We start from the raw sequence: 5,067 nt of genomic DNA on the forward strand, positions 1-5,067 counted from the left end.
TTCGGATCGCGTCCGGCACGTCGGAGGCGATCACCCGGCCATACACCAGAACCGTGATGCGGTCGGCAAGCGCGAACACCGCCTCCATGTCGTGCTCCACCAGCACGATGGTGACCTCGCGCCGCAACTCCTTCAACAGCGTCACCATGCGCCCCGATTCGGTGACGCCAAGGCCGGCCATCGGCTCGTCGAGCAGCAGCAATTGCGGCTGGGTCGCAAGCGCGACCGCAAGCTCCAGCTCCCGCTGCTCGCCATGGCTCAGTTCCGAAACCAGGATTTCGGCGCGCGCCTCGAGCCCTACCCGCGTCAGCGCGGCCCGCGCGGCGTCGCGAAGAGGCTTTTCCTTGCGCGCGCTGCCCCAGAAGCGGAAGGAGTGGCCGTCATGGGCCTGGGCTGCGAGCGCGACATTGTCGATCGCCGAAAAATCCGGCAGCAGCGAGGTGATCTGGAACGAGCGCGCCAGCCCGAGCCGGCTTCGGCGCCAGGCCGGCAGCCGCGTGATGTCGCGCCCGGCAAAATGAATGCTGCCGGAATGCGGCGTCAGCTGCCCGGTCAACTGGCTGATCAGCGTGGTCTTGCCGGCGCCGTTGGGGCCGATGATGGCGTGCAATTCGCCGGGCGCGACTTGCAGCGAGAGATGGTCGGTCGCGACGATGCCGCCGAAACGGCGGACCAGCTTGTCGACGCGGAGCAAGGGATCAGCCACGACTGAGCCTCCCGAGCAGTCCCATGATGCCGCCGCGCGCGAAGATCACGATCAGGAGCAACAGCGGCCCCATGATCATCGCCCAGTATTCCGTGAATTGCGACAGCAGCTCTTCCAGCAGCAGGTAGACGATGGCGCCGATCACCGGGCCGAACAGCGAGCCCATGCCGCCGAGGATCACCATCACCATGAGATCGCCGGAGCGGGTCCAGTACATCACGGCCGGGCTGACGAAGTCGGTGTTGTTGGCGAGCAGCGCGCCGGCCAGCCCACAGATGGTCCCCGATATGACGAAGCAGACCAGCCGGTAACGGTTGGCGTGAAAACCGACCGCCTGCATGCGCTGCTCGTTGGAGCGCACCCCCTGCACCACCATGCCGAAGCGTGAATTGACGATGCGCCAGATCAGATAGACGCCGCCGAACAGGCAGGCGAGGCAGAAATAATAGAACTGCACGCGGTTCGACAGATTGATCAGGCCGGCGAGATCGCTGCGCTTGTAGATGGTAAGACCATCGTCGCCGCCGTAGCGGGCAAGGCCGGAGGTGACGTAATAGGCCATCTGCGCGAAGGCGAGCGTGATCATGATGAAATAGACGCCGCGGGTGCGCAGACTGAGCGCACCGATCACGAGCGCATACAGTGCCGATGCCAGAAGCGCCACCGGCCACTGGATGAAGCCGGAGCCGATGCCTTCATGCGCGAGAATGCCGACCGCGTAGCCGCCGATGCCGAGATAGGCGGCGTGGCCGAAACTCATCATGCCGCCATACCCCATGATGAGGTTGAGGCTGGCCGCGGCGAGCGCATAGATGATGATGCGGGTGAACAGCGTCAGGATGAAGATGTTGCCGCTCAGCGCGGAATAGAGCGGCAACAACAACAGTCCGGCGACGGCCAGCGCCACGACGGCGTTGCCGACGTTGAACGGATGGTTCATCGCCTGGCGGCCGGAAACAGCCCCTCCGGCCGCACCACCAGCACGATCGCCATCAACAGGTAGATCAGCATCGAGGACAGCGCCGGCGCCGCGGTCGAGGCGGCCGACGAACTGAGAATCGTGCGCAACAGGTCGGGCAGGAAGGCGCGGCCGAGCGTATCGATCATGCCGACCAAGATCGCGGCCAAAAACGCGCCGCGGATCGAGCCGATGCCGCCGATCACGATGATGACGAAGGCGAGGATCAGGATGTTCTCGCCCATGCCGATCTGCACGGTCAGGATCGGCGCCTGCATCAGCCCGGCGAGACCGGCCAGCGCCGCGCCGAGGCCGAACACCAGGGTGAACAAGAGCTTGATATTGATGCCGAGCGCGCCGATCATTTCGCGGTTGGAGGCGCCGGCGCGGATCAGCATGCCGACCCGGGTTCGCATCACCACGACATAGAGAGCCGCGGCGACCACCAGCGCGACTGCGATGATCGACAGCCGGTAGGCCGGATAGAACACGCCGGGGACGATCTGCACCGGAACCGTCAGCCAGGCCGGCAACGGCAGCGCGAGACCCGCGGGGCCCCAGATCAGCCGCACCGCGTCGTTGAAGAACAGGATCAGCCCGAAGGTCGCCAGCACCTGGTCGAGATGATCGCGGCCGTAGAGATGCCGCAGCGCCAAAAATTCCAGGGCGATGCCGAGCAGCAAGGTGGCGCCGAGCGCGAGCACGACGCCGGCCACGAAACTGCCGGTCCACGCCACGAAGGTCGCGGCGAAATAGGCGCCCATCATGTAGAGCGAGCCGTGGGCGAGATTGACGAAGTCCATGATGCCGAATACCAGCGTCAGCCCCGCTGCCAGCAAAAACAGCAGCAGGCCGAACTGCAATCCGTTCAGGAGTTGTTCGACGACGAGATACATCGGCCGTTATGTCAGGCTGAAACAAAGCAGCGGCAGCGCCAACGCGCCGCCGCCGGGTTGAGGAGCGCCGCGATCACTTCATCGGGCATTTGTCGGCGAAGCGATCCTGGCTGTTCTCGACGATGGTGGCGACCGTCTTCAGCGAGAGCTGGCCGTCGGCGTCCTTGACCACGTCCTGCAGGTAAAAATTCTGGATCGGGATGTGGTTGTTGCCAAACTTGAACGGGCCACGCACCGACTTGAAATTCGCCTTCTCCATCGCCGCCTTGATCTCGTCCTTCCTGGTCATGTCCCCCTTGACGGCGATCACCGCGCTGTTGATCAGTTGCGCGGCATCGTAGGACTGCGCGCCGTAAAAGGTCGGGCGCAGGCCCGGATATTTCTTGCGATAGTCGGCGACAAAGCGCTTGTTCTCCTCGTTAGGCAGATCGTTCACCCACTGCTGCGCGCCGGGAACGCCGAGCGCGTTTTCCTTTTGCAGCGGCAGCGACAATTCGTCGATGGTGAAGGCGGTATAGAGCGGGATCTGCGCCTTGATCCCGGCCTGCGCATATTGATTGAGGAACTGCACCCCGGCCGCGCCCGGATAGAACACGAAGATCGACTCGGCCCTGGAGTTGCGCGCCTTGGTGAGCTCGGCGGAGAAGTCGAGCTGGCTCGGCCACACCGTATATTCCTCGCCGACCACCTCGCCCTTGAAGGTGCTCTTGACACCGGCCAGCATGTCCTTGCCGGCGGCATAATTCGGCCCGATCAGGAATACCGACTTCACGCCCTTCTTGTTCATGTAGAGGCCGACGGCGGCCGGCGTCTGGTCGTTCTGCCAGGAGGTCGAAAACACGTAAGGCGAGCACAATTCGCCGGCGAGTTGCGACGGCCCGGCGTTGGCCGAGATCAGGAAGGTCTTGGAATCGACCGCGGTCTTCAGCGAAGCCAGCAGCACGTTGGACCAGATATAGCCGGCGATGAAGTCGACCTTGTCGGACTGGATCAGTTTTTCGGTCTTCTGCTTGCCGACATCAGGCTTCTGGCCGTCGTCCTCGTAGATCACCTCGACCGGCAGACCGCCCATCTTGCGGCCCATATGGTCGAGCGCGAGCTCGAACGAGTTGCGCATGTCGTTGCCGATCACAGCGGTCGGGCCGCTGAAGGTCGAGACAAAGCCGATCTTGATGGAATCAGCCGCGATCGCGGGCTGCGCCAGCGCCAGAACCGTGGCGCCCGCCAGCCAGAATGCCGTTTTCATATTCACTCCCCTCCTCACCAATAAATGTCTTGCCAGCCGAGGCGACGCCCCGCTTGAACAGCGCTTTCCGCGCTCCGTTATCGGACCTCTGTTTCGGGTGAAGTATTTTGTGCGCGATATCTCTGGCCAGCGGCAAGCACGAACCGAACGCTCCGCTTAGAACCTTCGGCTCATACCTGGCGGCCTGCACCATAGTTCGCCGGTGGCGCGGATGGCAAGAATTATAGTGCCGGTCGTGGAGTACGGTTGCCGCATCTGCGAACTGATATTTGCGGTTCTTCCAACGGCGCCACGCCCCGCACCCGTCCGGGCTATCACTGGCTTTGCGCAGGGGGGGTGCCGCTGCTCGAGGCACTTTGGAAAGCCTGGCGTCAGCCACCATAGATTTTTGCGATGGCTTGAATAGCAAACGCGGGTTGGACCCCAGGCTCGAATGGTTGGATAACCCGATGTACCGACCCACAACCGAGACCACACCATGACGAACGCGCCTTCCGAACCCCATCGCGTCGTGATCGTCGGCGCCGGCTTTGGCGGGCTGGCGGCGGCGTTCGGTCTTGCCGGCGCGCCGGTCAGGATCACGCTGGTCGACCGCCGCAACCACCATCTGTTCCAGCCGCTGCTCTATCAGGTCGCGACCGCGTCGCTTTCGACCTCGGAGATCGCCTGGCCGATCCGTTATCTGCTGCGCGATCGCGCTGACGTGACGACCTTGTTCGCCAATGTGAATGGCGTCGATGCCGACAAAAGACGCGTGCTGCTCGATGACGGCGACGCGCTGCCCTATGACACGCTGATCCTCGCCACCGGCGCGCGCCATGCCTATTTCGGCCATGACGAATGGGAGCCGTTCGCGCCCGGGCTGAAGACGCTGGAAGACGCCACCACGCTGCGGCGGCGCATCCTGGTCGCCTTCGAGCGCGCCGAGCGCGAAACTGACCCGGAGCGGCGCGCGGCACTCATGACCTTCGTTATCATCGGCGCCGGGCCGACCGGGGTCGAGCTCGCCGGCACCATCGCCGAACTGGCGCAGCACACGCTGCCGCCGGATTTTCGCAACATCGACACCCACAAGGCGCGCGTGGTGCTGATCGAGGCCGGCCCGCGCGTGCTCGCCGGCTTTGCCGACGAGCTCTCCGATTACGCGCAGCGCTCGCTGAAACGCATCGGTGTCGAGGTGATGCTGGGCCAGCCGGTCACCGAATGCACGGCGGACGGCGTGGTCTATGGCGACAACCGGCTGGATGCAAAAACCATCATC

General features: G+C 63.9%; 5 protein-coding genes. 1 reads left to right on the forward strand and 4 read right to left on the reverse strand.

All coding sequences use genetic code 11. The features are described 5' to 3' along the window. From WCE35_RS20405 to WCE35_RS20420, 4 genes are all read right to left on the reverse strand, one after another. Positions 1–706: ABC transporter ATP-binding protein (locus tag WCE35_RS20405; RefSeq protein WP_424595127.1), on the reverse strand; the 706-nt coding region annotated here is incomplete at its 3' end. Continuing rightward, positions 699–1,646 carry a branched-chain amino acid ABC transporter permease gene (locus WCE35_RS20410; protein ID WP_424595128.1) on the reverse strand — a complete coding sequence of 316 codons (948 nt, stop codon included), beginning with the start codon at positions 1,644–1,646 and terminating at the stop codon, positions 699–701. The genes WCE35_RS20410 and WCE35_RS20405, both read right to left, overlap by 8 nt. Continuing rightward, complete coding sequence (locus WCE35_RS20415; protein ID WP_424595129.1) at positions 1,643–2,560, reverse strand: branched-chain amino acid ABC transporter permease; 918 nt, start codon at positions 2,558–2,560, stop codon at positions 1,643–1,645. Before WCE35_RS20415 ends, WCE35_RS20410 begins: the two co-directional genes overlap by 4 nt. A gap of 73 nt (positions 2,561–2,633) precedes the next feature. Continuing rightward, entirely contained in the window at positions 2,634–3,806 is a 1,173-nt protein-coding gene (locus WCE35_RS20420) for an ABC transporter substrate-binding protein (RefSeq protein ID WP_424595130.1), read from the reverse strand. Positions 3,807–4,284: 478 nt separating this feature from the next. Here WCE35_RS20420 and WCE35_RS20425 point away from each other — a divergent pair. Further along, on the forward strand, positions 4,285–5,067 hold a 783-nt coding region (locus WCE35_RS20425; RefSeq protein ID WP_424595131.1), incomplete at its 3' end, for an NAD(P)/FAD-dependent oxidoreductase.

Source organism: Bradyrhizobium sp. (assembly GCF_049691595.1).
GTDB lineage: Bacteria > Pseudomonadota > Alphaproteobacteria > Rhizobiales > Xanthobacteraceae > Bradyrhizobium.

Coding starts and splice junctions, on each gene's coding strand:
- WCE35_RS20410 (WP_424595128.1), bottom strand. CDS start 1,646: ATGAACCATCCGTTCAACGTCGGCAACGCCGTCGTGGCGCTGGCCGTC.
- WCE35_RS20415 (WP_424595129.1), bottom strand. CDS start 2,560: ATGTATCTCGTCGTCGAACAACTCCTGAACGGATTGCAGTTCGGCCTG.
- WCE35_RS20420 (WP_424595130.1), bottom strand. CDS start 3,806: ATGAAAACGGCATTCTGGCTGGCGGGCGCCACGGTTCTGGCGCTGGCG.